The following is a 17,747-nucleotide window of genomic DNA, read 5'->3' as shown; positions in this document are numbered from 1 at the left end:
CGCCGCGCGCTCACACCCGCTCGCCCAGGCGGCCAGCCGGGGACTCCACCTCGAAGCCGACAACACGTGCCTCCCGGGATAACCTGGAGCATGCTGGGTCGGCACTTCCATGCAGGCCGAGGGGGATTCACATGAAGGTGATTGAGACGCTGGCGAATCTGCCGGCGGAGCTGGCCGAGAAGATTCCGGACGTGAAGCTCCAGGACCAGGACATCCGGGTGACGCTGGCGCAAGAGGGCCTCACGCGTGAGGGCATCCTCCCGCCCAAGCTGAACCTGGGCGACTTCGCGCTCTCCTTCGAGGCCAGCGCCGAGGCCACCGTCCGCAACTTCAACTCCCCCGGCGACGTGGACGAGAACGGTATCGTCGGTGAGGCCGCCGCAGCGAATGCCCCGCCATCGGACTCGGCTCGGCCCCAGCTCATCCTGGGCGGCGACAAGGGGTGGATGCGCTACCAGGCCACGGGCCTCGTCAAGGCGGGGGCCTCCGGCCGCTACTCCTTCGTCTCCGCCAACGGGAAGACGGAGCTGTCCGCCTCGCTGAGCGATTACCGCGCGCATCCGCTCGCTCGCAACATGCGCGAGGCCGCCAAGGAGGACCTCGCGTCGCCGCGCCTGCTGGTGAACTCGACGGACCTGACGAAGCTGGGGACGGGTGACGCGCTGTCGTGGCGCGTGCGCGGCATGCTGGAGACGGGGTTGGACCTGGGCTGGGCGGACCTCTTCACCACCAACCTGGGGGACCTGTCCTTCGTCCGCAGCAGCGAGCTCATCGAGCTGAAGACGTCCATCGTCGCGCTGGTGCGCGCGCGCGTCTCGCTCACCGACGACTACCAACTGAGCTTCTCCCGTCCGAGCCCCGGGCGCCTCCAACTCGCGGTGCGGAAGGCGAAGTCCCACGAGGCCTCGCAGGGCGCGGGCCTGGGCATCCAGGTCGCCTTCGCAGACCCCGAGGCCGTGCAGGCCCGGCTCAAGGAAGTGCTCTCCGCGCTCGCCGGACAGGCCGAGGCGAAGGTCGAGGAGCTCATCGACAAGGCCATCCAGAAGGTGCTGACTCCGGACCAGCTCGCACTGCTGCGCTCGGTGCTGGAGCGGCTGGGGTTGGACCCGGAGCTCGTCAACCTGGACCACCTGAAGCAGGAGTGGGAGGAGCTGAAGCAGAAGGTGGAGGCCGCGCTGGAGAAGGTGGTGAAGGCGCGCATCGGCGCCGCCTTCCAGTACGAATACCTGCGCATCTCCGAGTCCTCCACGCTGCTGGAAGTCGAACTGGACGAGGCCACCGCGCTGAACTTCCACGGCCAGTTGGTGCTCGGCAACCTGGTGGATTTGATGTCGTGGCTGCGCGCGCCGGAGAACGCGGGCAGGTTCACCCTGAAGAACTACCTCAACACCGCGTCCTTCACGCTCCAGCAGACCGTCGGCTTCTCGCTGAGCCTGGGCACCTTCGAGGTGTTCAAGGCACGCGGCTCGCTCAAGCAGACCTGGGTGTCGCAGGAGAACACGCAGGGCGCGCGGCGGCAGGCGTTCCTCGGACAGCGCGCCTACGAGGACGCGCTGATGGGCCACCGCAACCGATGGGCGGTGGACTTCCGGGCGGACATGGAGTCCTTCGCACCGGCCCCGGCCGCGTCGGACTTCCGCTACGGCCTGCACATGCTGCTGTGGGGGCAGAAGAAGAAGCTGACGAAGCAGGAGCTTCAAGCCGCGGTGGACGACGCCGTCGTCTGGGGCGTGCTGGATGCCAATGACGCGGCCAGCGTCACGGCGAAGCTCGACGCGCACCTGGGCAAGACGGATGTCCAGACGCAGGTCGAACTCAAGATATCCGACGAGATGCTGCGCGAGCTGGTGCCCCGGCTCCAGACGTTCGACATCAAGCTCTTCTCACGGGCGCTCGCCCGCGCCATGCCGTGGAGCGAGCAGACAGCGCGCGTGACGCCGGAGTTCCGCAAGCTCGTCTACGCGCCCATCTGGGAGTCGTACCTCACCGAGGTGATGAACAAGGGCAGCTTCCTCTCCGGAGACCTGTCCCCCACCCGCGCCGCGCAGATCGCCGCGTGGTTCATCGAGAAGGACTCCACGGTGAAGCAGCTCGCCTCGGGCCTGCTGCTGCGCGAGAAGACGTGGCAGCCGCCCGGCGGCAACTTCAGCTTCGCCGAAGTCACGGACAAGAACCGCAACACGCTGGCCAAGTGCCGCCGCTTCGTGGATGGCCTGGTGCGCCTGCGCCGCTCCATCGAGGAGCGCCGCAGCGGCGAGGAACTGCGCACGGTGCACAGTGACTTGGAAGGCCTCTGGAACACGGGCTTCCACCTGCGCACGGCCGGCGCGGTGCTGGCGGAGCTGGCGAAGGGCACGGCTCGAGGCCTGGGCGGAATCGAGCGGACCTTCACCGTGCGGCTCGCGGACAGTCAGGAGCAGCTCGTGTTCTCCACGGCATGGGGCCCGTCCACGCCCACGCCGTAGCGCGTTCGCTCACATCGAACGCGACAGCATCAACGCGGCGGCCATGGACATCGCTCCGGCCGCCGCGAAGTGCTTCCACGCCAGGCGCGCCAGCGTGCCTCGCGTGACGTCCGCGTCCGTGCCCAGCACCACCATCGCCGCGCCGCCGTGCCGGCCGCGCAGCTCGTAGGTGCCCTCGCTCGCGCCGCGCCGCAGCTCGCCCACCACGAAGCAGGTGTCGCCCGCGCTGCCCACGCGCTCCCAGGAGAGCGTCCGGGGTTCGTCGACCAGCTCCCCCGCGCCCGACAGCTCGCTCCCCTCCGGACCCACGGGGACCTCACCGAGCCAGGAGGGCGGCGACATCAACGACACCGTCCGGCAGCGACGAGGCCGCACCGGCGCCATCAACGACGCGGGAGAGAACTTCACGCGAGCCCTGACGCGCGCGCCTCGCAACATCAGCGTGGGCGAGTAGGCCCGCTCTCGCGACAGCAGCGCGCCCTTCCGTCCGTCCGCCGCCACCTCGCGAAGCTCGGCTTCGAAGAAGGTGCAGGGAACGCCGCCCGGGGACGTGAGCACCTCCTCGGCATCGAGCGTGCCCTGGTACACGCCCCAGCCCGGCGACTCACCGGAGCGCAGCGCCGCCACGGCCTCGTCCAAGGACTTGGGCACCGTGCCCCGCAGCAGGTCCGCGCCCGAGCGCACCCGGGTGCCCCGCACCGCGAGCAGCGCCGCGACCACCAGCAACGCGAGCCCCAGGGACTTGCCCACGGACTCGGCCGAGACGAGCGCGAGCGCCCCCAGGGCCAGCAGCCCGAACCAGAGCAGCGGCAGTCTCGGGACGTTGGCCCGCGAGCCTCGCCGTCCAAAGGTGAACGCCGCCACCACGAGCGCCGCCAGGAACGCCACATAGATGGGCGCCAACACGACGCGCCAGAATTCCATCCCGTCCCCCGGCAGCTCGAATGGAGCCCCAGGGCCCCGAACACCGGAAGAAAGTGGGACGCCCGTGAAGCCCGCGCAAGGTCGCCCGGGGCAATGGCCTGTCCCCTCGAGGACAACCTCCCCCAGGGAACAGTGACCCGACGTGGCCCGCTCCGGGGGAATGCCCGAGAAGTGTCGGAAACAGGAGACTGACACGAGGGCCCGACGAGCCGGGCCCGGAGAGGACTACTGCTCCTGGCCCACGGACGCCTGCCGGGGCGGACGTTCCTTCAGCTGCCCCCGGACCGCCAGGTCATCGAACGTACAGGCCAGGTTGCGGCACCCGACGGCCACCTTGCCAACGCGGTTCTTCAGGCCCGGCAGCAGCTTCCGGGCGAAGCGCTGCTTGCCGAGGAATCCCTCCGCGAGCACGACGCCCTCCGCCTTCGGGCTCAACTTCAGTCGCACCAGGTAGGGCCCCGTCGCGGGCAGCGGCATCTCGTCCTCGACGAGCCCATCCGTGTCCTGCGCGCTGTTGCCCACCACCTCGTGGCCATCCTCGGTGAAGTAGCGCCACGCCAGGCGCATCCCCACTCCCGGAATGGCGAAGGCCGACACCTGGAGGTCCTTGATACGGAAGGACAGCTCTCCATAGTGCTGGGCATCGAGCTCCTCCGGGTACTCATCCCCCAGCGGCCGGACATCCATCATCACCTGCGCATCGAAGTCGTCGGCCGCGAAGTAGCGGTGCGCCACGTACGCGCGCGGCACCAGCCGCCGCCCCGAGGCATCCTGGCCACCCTGCCACGCCCTGAGCTCACCGTTCTCAATCACCCACCGACCGCTGTGGAGGTTGAGCTCCTCGGTGCCCTCGCCCTCGAACGTGACTCCAAACCGGGCCTCCCCGCCGGGCTTCGGCGGCACCACCACGTTCGCCGTGGTGAAGGTCTCACCGTACGTGTTCGGCGGAAACGGCCGGGTGGGCGTGCGCGTCTTCGTGCCCTGCCCGGGCCTGTCGCGCTCATCGCCCCGGTGGAGCACCGGGTCCACCGCCCAGCGGGCCGCGAAGCCGAGCACCGCGAGCCCACCGACGATGGACAGCCCGCTGCGCACCCGGCGCCAGCCCAGACGCAGGCGGCGGGTGATCTGGCTCGTCGTCGGGGCGCGTGCCGTCACCAGTTGCCGTGCAGGCTGGAGGCCCGTCATCAGGCCCGGCGCGGACGAGGAGGAGATCATCGTGTCCAGCGCCGCGCACAACTCCCCCGCCTTCTCGTAGCGGGACTCCGGGTCCGTCTCCAGCAGGCGCTCCACCACCAGGTCCACGCGCGGGTCCAACCCCGGCACGCGCTGGGACGGCAGCTTGAAGCGCCCCAGGGGAACTTCCCCGGTGAGCAGTTCGTAGAGCACCACGCCCAGCGAGAACAGGTCGGCGCGCCCGTCCACGTTCTTCGCGTCGCGCCGCTGCTCCGGGGCCATGTAGTTCAGCGTGCCCATGGCCACCGCCGTCGCGGTGAGCTGCAACCGGGACTCCGACTGACGGAAGCCCGCCAGCCCGAAGTCCGCCACCTTCACGTTGCCCCGCCCGTCCAGCAGGATGTTCTCCGGCTTGAGGTCGCGGTGGATGATGTCCTTGTCGTGCGCGCACTCGACGGCGCGCGCCACCTGGAGCATCAGCTTCAAGCTCTGCTGCGGCGACAGCGTGCCCGTGGAGATGGCCTCTCGCAGCGAGCGCCCCTCCACGAACTCCATCACGAAGTAGTAGTGCTCGCCCGCGACACCCCGGTCGATGATCTGCACGATGTTCGGGTGGTTGAGGGCGGCCAGCGCGGTGGCCTCCTTCTCGAACCGGGCCACGAACTCCGGGTCCTTCGCCAGCTTCGGCGGCAACAGCTTCACCGCCACCGTGCGACCCAGCGACGTCTGCCGCGCGAGCCACACCTCGCCCATGCCGCCGCGACCGAGCAGCTCCAGCAGCTCGAACCCCGGCAGCGACACCCGCGCCGCCGCCACGAAGGTGTCGACCTCGTGGACGTTCAAGTCCGAGTCCGGATTGCCACGTCCCGTTGGCGTCGATGACCGAACCACCGTTGCACCCACGGGGACCTCCAGGTCTGGTGTGGAGGACGGCAGCGCCACACCGCTCGGCCCGATGTTGGCGTTATTGAGGTTGGCGTTGTTGAAGGAGGGGGCCACGTCCACGCTCGGAAGTGGGACCCCGGGCAGCGCCATGTCACTGGGGGAAGCGCCGGTGCTCGACGGCTGCACCGCGCCGAAATTCACGCCCAGCACTTCGATTCCGCTCGACCGCGGCCCCCGGGGCTCCGCGGCGCCGCCCACCATCGTCACGCGCCCGTGGACCGAGCCGGGCTCGTCACGCGGGGGCTCACGCTCCTCCAGCAGCGAGGCATCCCGGAGCGCCCCGCCGTTCGCGTAGCTCGTCGTGCTCTTGGGGGCGCGCTCGTCCGCGCCCAGCCCCGGCACCACGGTGTCGCGGGTGTTCTCGGGAGCGCCCTGTGCGCGGTGCGGGGCAAACGTGATGTGGGACGCCGCGCGAGCGCCGTTCGCGTCCTGACGCCGCACCTCGAAGCGGATGCCACAACGGCACGTCACCTTCTGGCCCGTGACATAGACCCGGGTGTCGTGCTGAATCCCGCAGTTGGGGCACTCCTGGGTCGTCGTCATGCGCGGCGCGGGGAAGCAGCGGTCGTGTGTTCCACGCCGTGGACGCGATACGTGGGAACGGCCTTCTCCTTGCCCTTCACCTGCATCGCCGGCAGCTCCTCCACGTCGAAGCCCGGCCCCGACCTGCGGACCGTCGACTCCGACGCGAGCACCTCGCCGCTCTTCGCCATGCCGCACAGCCGAGAAGCCGTGTTCACCGTGTCCCCGATGGCCGTGAACTCATGCCGCTCCGCGCTGCCCATGTAGCCGACAACCGCCTGGCCCGTGTTGATGCCGATGCCCACCTCGATGGGCTTCTTGCCCATCGCGACGCGCTGACGGTTGATCTCCTCCACCGCGTCCTGCATCTCCAGCGCCGCCCGCAGCGCCCGCGCCGCGTCGTCCGGGTGCGAGAGCGGCGGACCCCACACCGCCATCACACAGTCGCCGATGAACTTGTCCAGGTTCCCCTCGTAGCGGAACACCACGTCCGCCATCGCCGAGAAGAAGCTGTTCAGCATCGACACCACTTCCTGCGGCGACTCGTTCTCGGAGATGGTGGTGAAGCCGCGGATGTCCGCGAACAGGCAGCTCACCTCCGCCAGCCGACTCTGCCTCAAGTCCTCCGTCTCGCCGGAGATCACCGCGTCCGCCACCGCCTTGGACAGGAAGCGGCTCAGCTCCGCGCGCGTCACCGCCTCCGCGCGGATCTGCTCGCCCAGCGACACGTTCTCCAGCGCGATGCTCGCCTGCGAGGCGATGCCGGAGAGGATGTTCAGGTCCTTTTCCGAGAAGGCGTTGATCTGCTGCCGGCTGTCCAGGAAGAGCACCGCCTTGATCTTCGCGTTCACCATCAGCGGCACCGCCATGGCGGAGCGGATGCCCTGCGCGACGATGCTCTCCGCCGCGGAGAAGCGCTCGTCGATGATGGCGTCCGCCGTCAGCACCGCCTTGCCCGTCTCCACCACCCGCTTCAACACGGTGTCGGAGAGCATGACGTTGACGGGCTTGCCGGTGCGGTGGTGCACCGCCGCCGGGATGAACTCCCCGTCCCCGGCGACCTTCAGGATGACGCCGTGGTCCGCGGCGAGCAGTTGGAAGGCCACCTTGAGGATCTGCTCGAAGAGGGCCGTCTGGCTGCCCTGCAGACCCACCTGCCGGTGGAACTCGTGGGCGATGCGCAGCTTCTCGTAGTCGCGGCGCAGCGCCTCCACGTCCGTCATCAGCTCCACCGGACGGAAGTTCTGCGGCACCTGGTCCATCTGCGCCAGGAAGGCGGGCATGGACACCGACTGGGCCACCACCGTCACGCCGGGCGCGGTGGGCGCGGTGTGGTTCACCGCCGGCTCGCCGCTGTGGAAGATGAGCCGGGAGGAGCCGAGGGCTATCTCGTCCCCGTCCTTCAGCTTCAACTCCTTCACCCGCTTGCCGTTGACGAACGTCCCGTTCGAGGACCCGAGGTCCTTCAGGACGAAGTCCTTGCCCAGCCGCTCAATCGTCGCGTGCTCCTTGGAGACCTCCCGGTCCACCAGGCGCAACGTGTTGGACGGATGGCGGCCGAGTGACGTCAGCGGCCCCAGGGGAAACTCCCCCAGAGTGCCGTCCGCGAACCGCCCGGTCAGCCGGGGGCCGCGAAGCTGCCCGGATTTAGGAGCGAATGGGGCGGGAACCTGGCTCACGCGCGAATCCTCACCGGCGCGGACACTACCATTGCCTCTCCCTCCCAGGGAACGTCTGGTGCAGCTGTCCGTCCCGAAGGGCCTTCGAAGGGCTGCACGGCTGGTCAGCGTCCATTTCCTGGGACGGCGCGTCACCCGAGGGGTCCACCCCCCAACCGCCCCTCCGCCCCGCTTCTCTCCCGAGGCCTACACTGGTAAGGGGGGCCCGTGAGAATCAAACAGAAGCCCGAAGACTTCAGCGTCAAGGAATCATACCGCTTCGACGAAGTCGATGGAGGGCGTTTCCGCGTCTACCTGATGGACAAGCAGAAGCTGTCCACGTTCGACGCCGTCACCCGCCTGCGGGATGCATTCGGCCTGAAGCCGGGCGCCATCAGTTATTGCGGCCTGAAGGACAAGCAGGGCCGCACCGAGCAGATCATCGCCGTGGACGGCGCTGACGTGGACATGCAGGAGCCCGACCTGCGCCTGAAGTTCCTGGGCCGGACGAACAAGGCCCTGTCCTCGGCCAACATCACCTCCAACCGCTTCTCCGTCACGGTGCGGGCGCTCGGCCCGGAGTCCGTGGGCCCCCTCAACTCGGCCGCCGCCGAGGTCAACCGCCTGGGCGTCGTCAACTACTTCGACAGCCAGCGCTTCGGCTCGCTCAAGCACGGCCAGGGCTTCATCGCCAAGGACCTCATCCGGGGCGACTTCGAAGCCGCGCTGCACAACTTCCTGGCCAAGCCCTCGGAGCTGGATTTCACCGAGGACGCCAAGGTGAAGGCCTTCTGGCGCGACAACTGGGGCCAGTGGGACGCGCGCGTCCCCTTCGAGGGCTCCCGGAAGTACCACCGCGTGCTGCGCTCCTTGAGGGACCACCCCAAGGACTTCATGAAGGCGTTCCTGCAGATCGACTCGGACTACCGGGCGATGCAGCTGTTCACCTTCCAGAGCTTCCTCTGGAACGAGGGCGTGCGGCGCTACCTCCAGTTGCTCCTGCCGCGCGAGTCGCTGTTCCCCATGCGCTACCAGGCCGGCACGCTCCTGTTCCACCGCGACGCGGACGCGGACACGCTGCGCAAGCTGCGCGACGCCACCTTCCCGCTGCTCGCCCCCGACACCACTTTCACCGACCCCAAGGTGGAGGAGGCCGTCCGCTGGGTGCTGGGCCGCGAGAAGCTGACGCTCGAGGACCTGCGCATCCCCGAGGCCGGGCGCATGCTCTACTTCAAGCACGAGGAGCGCCCCATCCTCTCCTTCCCGCACAAGCTCGTCATCGGCCGCACCCAGCCGGATGAGATCAACCGCGGGGACATCAAGGTCAACGTCGCCTTCACGCTGCCGCCGGGCGCGTACGCCACCCTCGTCGTCAAGCGACTGTTCCACTTCGCCTACACCGAGGAGACCGCCGACGACATTCGCGCCCAGCGCGAGCGCACCGCGCGCATCATCGAGGAGGGTCAGGCCGAGGGCGCGCCGTCCAGCCGCCGCGGTCCTCCCGTTCGCGACTCGGACCGACCTGGCGCCACGCCTTCACGCCGCCCCCAGACTCGCGACGAGGAGCGAGCCCGCTCCCCCAGGACCGAGTTCCCCTCCAGCCGCCGTGCATCCTCCTCCCGGAGCGAGGCCCCCGCCCGCCGTGGAGCCGGGGCCGCTCGCGAGGAGGAGCCTTCGTCGACCCGCCGCGCCTCCTCCTCCCGGAGCGAGGCTCCCGCCCGTCGTGGGGCCGGGGCTGCCCGCGAGGACGGGCCTTCGTCGACCCGCCGCGCCTCCTCCTCCCGGAGCGAGGCTCCCGCCCGTCGTGGGGCGTCCCGCGAGGACGGGCCCGCTGCCCGCCGCTCCCCCTCCGAATGGGCGGCGGCACCCGCCCGGAGCCGATCCGCTTCGAGCGACGACGACGTCTCGGAGTCCCCGTCCCGGGGCCGGGCGCTCGCCGACCAGGCGACCGCCCCCAAGGCCCCCAAGGAAGCGCCCCCCGCCCCGCTTGGATTCCGCGAGAAGGCGCGCCAGCGCAAGGCCAACAAGGAAGTCGCTCGCGCCGAGACAGCGGCCAAGCTCCCGAAATCACGGAAGAAGTAAGTCTGCAACGGGGATGAAACGTCTGGACGCAATAGGGGAGCGGGCACGTCGTAGACCAGGACGTGAACGCTCTTGCCCTCGACGACGCCCCCGGGACGCTCGCCCATGCCATCGGGATGCTGATGGCTGACGACGCCGTCCCGCTCCCCTGGAAGGCCGATGTGCAGGCGGCCCGCCGGGGGGATCCGTCCGCCTTCGAGTCCCTGGTGCGCAGCGTCCAGCGCCAGGTCTACGGCCTGGCCCTCCGGCTCCTGCAGAGCGAGGCGGAGGCCGCCGAGGTGTCCCAGGAGGCGCTCCTGCGCGCGTACCAGAATCTCCACCGGTACGACGACGCGCGGCCCTTCGACTTGTGGGTGCTGGCCATCACCCGCAACCTCTGCCTGGACCTGCTCCGGCGCCGCACCAAGGTGCGCACCGAGGAGCTGGAGCCCATGAAGGAGCTCCTCCCCAGCGGCGAGGCGTCGCAGGAGGAAGGCGCCATCGCCCGCGAGGAGCGTCAGTCGCTCGAGGACGCCATGGCGACCCTCTCCGTCGACGACCGTGAAGTCCTCGCGCTCTACTACGTCCAGAAGCGCACGACGAAGGAGATCGCGCAGATCCTCGGGTGCGCCCCTGGCACCATCATGGCCCGGCTCTTCAGGGCCCGAGAGAAGCTGCGCAAGAAGATGACCACCGAGGAGGCCACCCGATGAGCGCGCACCCTTGCCCCGACCTCGAGGTCCTCTTCGCGGAGCTGGAAGAAGGAGAAGGCCCCGCGCTGGACCACGCCGCTGAGTGTGAAGCGTGCTCCGCCGTCCTCGAAGAACACCGGCTGATGGAGCAGGACCTGTACCGGTTGGCGGACCCCCTTCCGCCGCCCACCCTGGTGGCCAGCGTCATGGCCCGAGTGGCGGCCGAGCCCGTACCGCAGCGAAGCGAGGTGTGGTCCGGGCTCACCATCCTCCTCACCTCGCTGCTCGGTGGGCTGGGCTTCCTGGTGATGAACGACCAGGCGCTCGGCCGGTTGGGAACGGGCTTCGCGTCGTTCCTCGTCGAAGGCCGGTTGTTCGCCGAGGGCGTGCTGAGTGGCGCCCGCGCGCTGTGGTCCACCGAGGGTCTGGCCGTGGCGGCCATCCTCGCCTTCCTCCTCCTCACGTCCCTGGCAGGCCTCAAGCGGCTCGCAGGCAGCGCACCCACCCCCTCGGAAGCCTGAGCGACCCATGAAGATCTCCCCTCGATTCCTGCTTCCCGCGTTGCTCATGGGCGCCCCCCTCGCGCTCGCCGAGCCCACCCCGGCCCCCAGCGCCGAGTCCGCGCCGGCCGCGAAGAGCATCGACATCAGCTTCCGTGGCAGCCTGCGCGACGCGCTGAAGACCATCGCCGACAAGGGCGGCCTCAACCTCGTCGCCACCGGCGACATGGACGTCCCCGCCGAAGTACACCTGCGCGGCGTCACCGCCGACCAGGCGCTGCGCACCGTGTCCCGCGCCTACTCGCTGCGCATGGAGCAGGACGGCTCCATCATCACCCTGCGGCCCATGACGCCGGCCGAGAAGGAGGCCACCGCGCAGGGGCTCGCGCTTCCCGCCGCGCCGCCCGCTCCCGTCGCGCCGCCCGCCCCCGCCGCACCGCCCGCTCCCGCCGTGGCGGCCACGCCTCCGTCGCCTCCGTCCCATGAAGAGGCCATGGAGGCGGGCAACGTCGAGGACAACATCGGCGCCAACGCGGAGGGGATGGAGGAGGTCCGAGATCAGATCCGCGAGCAACTCCACCGCACGCGGGACGGGCTGAAGCGCTCTCGCCGCTCCGGCGGTCGCAACGTCGTGGCTCGCGGCCAGTCGCTCGAGGTGAAGGAAGGACAGAACGTCCAGAGCGCGGTGGTGTACGGCGGAAACCTGGTCGTGAAGGGCCACGTGGAGAACGACGCGGTCGCCTTCGGCGGAAACCTGGTCATCGAGGGCCACGTGGCGGGAGACGCGCACGCCTTCGGCGGCAACGTCGTGCTCAAGCCCGGCGCCAAGGTGGAGGGCGACGTGTCCTCCTTCGGCGGCAACGTGGAGCGCGAGGACGGCTCGGACGTGGAGGGCAGCATCAACACCTTCGGCGGCGCGAACATCGGCCGAATGATTTCCGAAGAGCTGAAGGAAGGCCTCAATGAGGCGCGCAGCCCCAAGCCCATGCGCGACCATGACGCCGACGATGAGGACGACAACAACAACGAAGGCGGGCTTGCCACCTTCATCCTCACCTTCGCGGTGCTGTTCGGCCTGGGCTTCCTGGGGCAGATGTTCTTCCCGGCGCGCATGAAGCAGCTCGGCGACGAGATTCGCGCCCGTCCGGTGCAGAGCGGCCTCACCGGCCTCTTCGGGGTGGTGGCGATGATTCCCCTCACGGTGGTGCTGGCCGTCACCATCATCGGAATCCCCGCGGCGCTGGTGCTGTGGATGGCGGCCCCGCTCGCCGCGGCGCTCGGCTTCGCGGCGGTGGCGAGCGAACTGGGCACGCGGCTGCCGGTGATGCGCGGACGCAAGACGCAGGCGGTGGTGCTGGCGATGGGCTTGCTGGTCTTGCTGGTGGTGGGCGCAATCCCGGTGTTGGGCGCCATCGTCTCCACCCTCGTCGTCCTGGTCGCCCTGGGCGCGGTCATCCGCACCCGCTTCGGGTACCGGCAGCGCGGCAGCGGGATGCCGGAGCCCATCCATCCCCACACCGAGCAGCCGGTTTAACGCACCGCACCCAGAAGTATCCCACCGGGGATCGCCACGAGCCTGCACGGCCCGTGACGGTCCCCGGTGTCGTTTCGGTGGCGGTCTTAGAGAAGTTCCAGCGCGCCATCACCGCGACTGTCGGATGGGGCCCATGACCGGGGTGCGTCATGCCTCGACAGTCTTTGACCCCTCGGTCCGGGTACGCCATTTTGCGCGGCACCCATGCGACGCCTCCCAGACGCCTCGTTGCGCGGCAGGGCCATCACCGTGGACCTCGAGGGCGAGAGCATCCCCGCCATCGAAGGCGAGCCGGTGGCGTGCTCCCTGGTCGCCGCGGGCGAGCCCCTGCTTGCCCGCTCCGTGAAGTACCACCGCCCTCGCGGGCCCTACTGTTTCGCCGCCGCCTGCTCGCACTGTCTGATGCGCGTGGACGGCCTGCCCAACGTCTACACGTGCCGCACGCCCGCGCGAGAGGGCATGAAGCTGGAGCGGCAGAACGCGTACCCCTCCGCCAAGGTGGACGTGTTCGAGACCATCGACTGGTTCTTCCCCAAGGGCCTGGACCACCACGAGATGTTCGCCGGCGTCCCCGTCGCCGAGCAGGTGATGGCCAAGGTCGCCCGCCAGCTCGCGGGCCTCGGCATCCTTCCCAAGGAGGCCGCCCCCGCTTCGCCGGAGTCCCGCACGCTGCGCACCCGCGTGGCCGTGGTGGGTGCTGGCGCCTCGGGACTCGCCGCCGCGCGGGAGTTGACCGAGCGCGGCGTCCCCTTCCTGCTCTTCGAGCGCGAGGACCACGTGGGTGGACGGCTCGCGCATGGAGCGCCCGGGCAGGACGCGCCCTCAATCACGGACGTGGCGACGCTCGCTCCGGACAGCCTCGTCACCCGCGCCACCGCGCTGGGCCTGTATGACGACGAGGCGGGGCGCTTCCTCGTGGTGGGCGCCTGGGAGCCCGCGGGTGTGCGGCTCCTGAAGGTCTACGCGGAGCGCTTCCTGCTGACGCCCGGGGGACACCCGCCGATGGTGCCCTTCGAGAACAATGACCTGCCCGGCGTCTACGCGGGGCGCGCGGCCAGCCTGCTCTTGCGCCGGCATGACGTGGCTCCAGAGGTCGCCGCGCTGGTGGGCTGGGGCGAGGAGCTGTACGGCCTGGCGAGGCTCCTGGAGGAGCGCGGCGTGAAGCTCGCGGCGGTGGTGGACCTGAAGGGCCCGCCTCCCGCTGGAGCCCACCCGCTGGCGGTGGCGGGCACGGAGCCCAAGGCCCACGGCATGCGCCACGTGCGCGCGTTCAGCTTCACGCCTCGCGAGGGCGACCGGCGCAAGGTGGCCTGCGACGCGGTGCTGGTGTCCGTGCCGGTGAGCCCCAGCTTCGAGCTGGCGCGCCAGGGCGGCGCGAGGGTGACCTTCGACGCGGGGCACGGCCTGTTCAAGGTGGAGGCGGACGCGGACGGCCGCACCGAGGCCGGGGACGTGTTCGCCGCGGGCGACGTCACCGGAGGCGGCAGCGCGAAGGACGCGGCTGTCGCGGGACGACGGGTGGCGCAGGCGCTGGTGGGAGGGCTGTCATGAGCAAGTCGATGATCTGCTCGTGCGAGGACGTCACCGCCGACGACGTGCGGCACGCCGTCTCGCGCGGGTATTGCGACGTGGAGTCGGTGAAGCGCTACACCGGCTTCGGCACCGGCATCTGCCAGGGCAAGAGCTGCCTGTCGGCGGTGGCGGCGCTGTTGGAGCAGGAGAAGGCCCTCAAGCCGGCCGCGGTGGTGCCCTTCACCCCGCGCCCTCCCCTGTTCCCCACCGAGCTGCGCCTCTTGGCCACCGCCCCGGTGGACGAGTCGCAGCCTCCCGTGGGCGGCCTGCCCCAGGACGTGGACATCTTCGCCAGCGCGCTGCGGCCCGAGGGTCCCCTGCCCGCCAAGGCCAAGGTGGTCATCATCGGCGGAGGCGTCATGGGACTGGCGCTCGCGTACAACCTGGCGCGCGAGGGTGAGACGGATGTCGTCGTGCTGGAGCGCGGCTACCTGTGCGCGGGCGCGTCCGGCCGCAACGGCGGCGGCGTGCGCATGCAGTGGGGCACTCCGGCGTTGTTGGAGCTGGCCAAGCGCTCCATCGACTTGATGAAGACCTTCGCCCGGGACATGGGCATCAACGTCTGGCTGCGCCAGGGCGGCTATCTGTTCCTGGCCCGGACGGACGCGGTGGCGAAGCGGCTGGAGCGCAACGTCACGCTGCACAACCGCCACGGCGTGCCCACGCGGCTCGTCACGCCGGACGCGGCGCGCGACATCGTCCCCGGCCTGACGATGGATGGCTGCGTGGCGGCCTCCTTCAATCCCGAGGACGGCGTCATCTTCCCCTGGCCCTTCCTGTGGGGTTACGCGCAGGCCTGCAAGAAGAAGAGCGTCCGCGTGGAGACGTATACGGACGTCACCGGCTTCGAGGTCAGCGGCGGCCAGATTCGCAAGGTGAAGACGGACCGGGGCGACATCGCCTGTGACACCGTCGTCCTCGCGTCGGGGGCGTGGAGCCCCGAAGTGGCGAAGCTCGTCGACGTGCAACTCCCCAACGAGCCGCACCGTCACGAAATCCTCAGCACCGAGCCCCTCAAGCCCTTCCTGGGGCCGCTGGTGTCAGTGCTCGACTCGGGCCTCTACTTCAGCCAGTCCATGCGCGGCGAAATCGTGGGCGGCATGGGGGACCCGAAGGAGCCCGCCGGGCTCAACATGGGCAGCACCCTGCGCTTCGTGTCCCGCTTCGCCCGCGCGCTCATGGAGCAGATGCCCCACGTGGGCCACGTGAAGGTGCTGCGCCAGTGGGCCGGCTGCTACGACGTGACGCCGGACAACAACCCCATCCTCGGCCGCACCCCCGGCCTGGACAACCTCCTCCAGATGTCGGGCTTCGTCGGCCACGGCTTCATGATGGCCCCCGCCGTCGCCGAGCGGATGGCGAAGTGGATGGTCACCGGCGAGTCCGATGAGCTGTTCACCCGCTTCAACCTGCGCCGCTTCTCAGAAGGGGCCCTGGAGCGCGAGGACATGATCATCGGCTGAGGCGCCCTCGCGAGCCCTCTCACTCCGGCTTCGACGGGCCGCGTTCTCCTCCTTCGCCGGAGTGAAACGCGGCCCGTGGATTTTTCCGCCCCTGTCCTGGCTCGGGACACCGCGCTCCGCGAGTGACCACGAAAACGACACTCCGAGAAAAAATAGCAAATCACGAATATCACGAGACTTTGTCCCGGTCGGCGCGAAGGGCCTTTACACGCGTCCGCTTGAGAGCGGAGCACGCGCGCACCACCTGGAGCGGGGCGGGCGCGGGCCCTCCGAGCGGGAGTGTCCCGGACGTGACGCTGGCACGGGGTGTGCCTGGGCCCACGCGGCGCGCAATCCCGCGCGTGGTGGAGGAGTCCCCCGATGATCGCGAAGAGCATGCGTGCGTTGTTCCTGGTGGGTGCCCTGTCGGCTTGCGGTACCGAGCAGGCTCCGGACGTTCCTGACGCGGACGGCACCGAGCCGCTCCAGTCCCAGGAGTCCAACGTCATCGTCGGCTCGGTGAACTGGGTGGGCGCCACCACGCTGACGGGCACGCAGCGCACGCGCTCCAGGGCGGTGGGCTACCTGTCCATCCCCGCGGTGGGCAGCCGCTGCACGGCGTGGCTCGTGTCCGCCGACGTCATCATCACCAACAACCACTGCATCGGCAGCGCGTCCGAGGCCGTGGGCGCGCGCGCGTCCTTCAACTACGAGGACGGCGTCGCCTCGGCGGATCGCGTCTGGTACAACTGCGCCACGTTCATCAAGACGTGGTCCGGCGATGACATGACGGCGGTGCGCTGCTCGGCCACGAATGGCCAGCTCCCCGGCAACGTCTACGGCTGGCTGACGGTGTCCACCACCAACGCCGCCGCCAACGCGAGCCTCTACGTCGTGCACCAGAACTGCGACTACTACACGACGACCGGCTGCGTCCCGACGAAGAAGTCCTCGCCGGGCGTGGTGAAGAACGCGAACTACTCCACCACGGACCTGTCCTACGACGCGGACACGCTGGGCGGCTCCTCGGGCTCGCCGGTGATTTCGTCCTCCACGCACCAGGTGGTCGGCCTGCACCACATCGGTCTGGGCGGCAACTCGTCCGGCCGCGGCACGGCCAACACCGGCGTGAAGGCCACCCGCGTGAAGGCGCGCCTGACGGAGATCGGCCTCTAATCCGTCCGAGCTGAATCCGTTCAGGGGGGTAACGACGCCGAGGTCCGGGTTTTCGGCCTCGGCAGTGGTCAGCCCTGACGGAATCTGCTCCGACGGGCTCGGTCGTCCGTCACGTCACGCCGGAGTGGGCTCGCGCGCCAGCAGCACCGGTGACGCGAGCCCCACTGGCAGGGCCTCGGGCGCGGCCAGCACCTCGCGCCGCACCCCACGCAGCGCCAGCCGCCCCAGGCTCCGCTTCACCCCGCGCGGCAGCAATGGCAGCAGCCGCATCACCCACCGGTGGCCCCAGCCCGGATACACCAGGGCCTCGCCCCGCTCGAACGCCGCCAGCGCGGACCGCGCGCAGCGCTCCAGTGAAATCTGGAAGAAGGGCACCTCGCCCGCGTCCTCCGCGCCCGTGTCGCCCACCGGCCCGGGGGCCACGCGGGTGATGACCACGCCGCGCCCCTCCACCTCCAGCCGCAGCGACTCCGTGAAGCCATCCAGGAAGCGCTGCGTGGCGGCGAACATCGTCGAGCCCGGCAGGAAGAGCTGCGCGGCGCCCGAGCCGATGTTCAGCACCCCGCCCCGCCCCCGCTCCAGCATGGGGGCGAGCAGCCGGTGGGTCAGCAGCGCGGGCACCCAGACATTCGCTCGCAGCAGTTCCTCCAGCCCGCCCCAGCGCGCCTCCGCGTACAGCCCGCGGCGCCCCAGCGCGGCGGTGTTCACCAGCACGTCCACCCGGACGAACTTCGCCTCCAGCGAGGCCACGAGCGCGTCGACCTGGCGCGACTCACAGACGTCGCACTGCTCGAGCAGCACGCCCAGGGTGGGATAGAGGGCCAGCAGTTCCTCGCGCAGCGGCTTCAGCCGCGCCACGTCGCGGTCCACGAGGACCAACGTGCGAACGCGCCGGGACAGCAGCCGGGCAAGCTCCCGGCCGAGCCCTTCTGAAGCGCCGGTGATGAGGACCGTGCCCTGGTCAATGGGAGGACGCATGGAAGAGAGCCACCTCCGGTTTCGGTCAGGTGGGCATCCTGCGCACGATTCGCGGGCCGCGCTCGCCTCCCCGCAAGCCCTGCGCCCGGGCCACTCCAGCCAGGC

At 70.0% G+C, this 17,747-nt stretch carries 12 protein-coding genes; 8 read left to right on the top strand and 4 right to left on the bottom strand.

Going from position 1 to position 17,747, the window contains the following annotated elements; translation table 11 throughout:
• The first annotated feature begins 131 nt into the window (after positions 1-131).
• Positions 132-2,465, top strand: a complete 2,334-nt coding sequence (locus G4D83_RS23975) for a hypothetical protein (RefSeq protein ID WP_163867139.1) — start codon at positions 132-134, stop codon at positions 2,463-2,465.
• Positions 2,466-2,474: 9 nt separating this feature from the next.
• Here G4D83_RS23975 and G4D83_RS23970 read toward each other — a convergent pair whose 3' ends face one another.
• The 3 genes from G4D83_RS23970 to G4D83_RS23960 all read right to left on the bottom strand — a co-directional run bounded on the left by G4D83_RS23970 (position 2,475) and on the right by G4D83_RS23960 (position 7,708).
• Complete coding sequence (locus G4D83_RS23970) at positions 2,475-3,389, bottom strand: hypothetical protein (protein ID WP_163867138.1); 915 nt, start codon at positions 3,387-3,389, stop codon at positions 2,475-2,477.
• A 225-nt stretch (positions 3,390-3,614) separates the two neighbouring features.
• On the bottom strand, positions 3,615-6,050 hold the full coding sequence (locus G4D83_RS23965) for a serine/threonine-protein kinase (RefSeq protein ID WP_163867137.1): 2,436 nt from the start codon (positions 6,048-6,050) through the stop codon (positions 3,615-3,617).
• The gene (locus tag G4D83_RS23960) at positions 6,047-7,708 is read right to left on the bottom strand and encodes an adenylate/guanylate cyclase domain-containing protein (protein ID WP_176435800.1); all 1,662 of its coding nucleotides are present in this window, start codon (positions 7,706-7,708) and stop codon (positions 6,047-6,049) included. The genes G4D83_RS23965 and G4D83_RS23960 overlap by 4 nt, the downstream gene beginning before the upstream one ends.
• A gap of 207 nt (positions 7,709-7,915) precedes the next feature.
• Here G4D83_RS23960 and truD point away from each other — a divergent pair, with 207 nt between their 5' ends.
• From truD to G4D83_RS23925, 7 genes are all read left to right on the top strand, one after another.
• Positions 7,916-9,769, top strand: a complete 1,854-nt coding sequence (gene truD / locus G4D83_RS23955; RefSeq protein ID WP_163867136.1) for a tRNA pseudouridine(13) synthase TruD — start codon at positions 7,916-7,918, stop codon at positions 9,767-9,769.
• A 122-nt stretch (positions 9,770-9,891) separates the two neighbouring features.
• On the top strand, positions 9,892-10,461 hold the full coding sequence (locus G4D83_RS23950; protein ID WP_176438189.1) for an RNA polymerase sigma factor: 570 nt from the start codon (positions 9,892-9,894) through the stop codon (positions 10,459-10,461).
• Positions 10,458-10,961, top strand: a complete 504-nt coding sequence (locus G4D83_RS23945; RefSeq protein ID WP_163867134.1) for a hypothetical protein — start codon at positions 10,458-10,460, stop codon at positions 10,959-10,961. Before G4D83_RS23950 ends, G4D83_RS23945 begins: the two co-directional genes overlap by 4 nt.
• A 7-nt stretch (positions 10,962-10,968) precedes the next feature.
• The gene (locus G4D83_RS23940) at positions 10,969-12,474 is read left to right on the top strand and encodes a DUF8173 domain-containing protein (RefSeq protein WP_163867133.1); all 1,506 of its coding nucleotides are present in this window, start codon (positions 10,969-10,971) and stop codon (positions 12,472-12,474) included.
• A 204-nt stretch (positions 12,475-12,678) separates the two neighbouring features.
• The gene (locus G4D83_RS23935) at positions 12,679-14,025 is read left to right on the top strand and encodes a 2Fe-2S iron-sulfur cluster-binding protein (RefSeq protein WP_163867132.1); all 1,347 of its coding nucleotides are present in this window, start codon (positions 12,679-12,681) and stop codon (positions 14,023-14,025) included.
• Complete coding sequence (locus tag G4D83_RS23930) at positions 14,022-15,509, top strand: FAD-dependent oxidoreductase (protein WP_163867131.1); 1,488 nt, start codon at positions 14,022-14,024, stop codon at positions 15,507-15,509. The genes G4D83_RS23935 and G4D83_RS23930 overlap by 4 nt, the downstream gene beginning before the upstream one ends.
• A 360-nt stretch (positions 15,510-15,869) precedes the next feature.
• Positions 15,870-16,664, top strand: coding sequence for a trypsin-like serine peptidase (locus tag G4D83_RS23925; protein WP_163867130.1), 795 nt, complete (start codon positions 15,870-15,872; stop codon positions 16,662-16,664).
• A gap of 114 nt (positions 16,665-16,778) precedes the next feature.
• Here G4D83_RS23925 and G4D83_RS23920 read toward each other — a convergent pair whose 3' ends face one another.
• Positions 16,779-17,642 (bottom strand): SDR family NAD(P)-dependent oxidoreductase, encoded by an 864-nt coding sequence (locus G4D83_RS23920; RefSeq protein ID WP_163867129.1) that lies wholly within the window; start codon positions 17,640-17,642, stop codon positions 16,779-16,781.
• Positions 17,643-17,747: the final 105 nt, after the last annotated feature.

The sequence above is a fragment of the Myxococcus eversor genome (genome assembly GCF_010894455.1).
Lineage (GTDB): Bacteria > Myxococcota > Myxococcia > Myxococcales > Myxococcaceae > Myxococcus > Myxococcus eversor.
The sequence above is the reverse complement of the archived record's forward strand: the minus strand, read 5'-3'. Positions and strand labels throughout refer to the sequence as shown.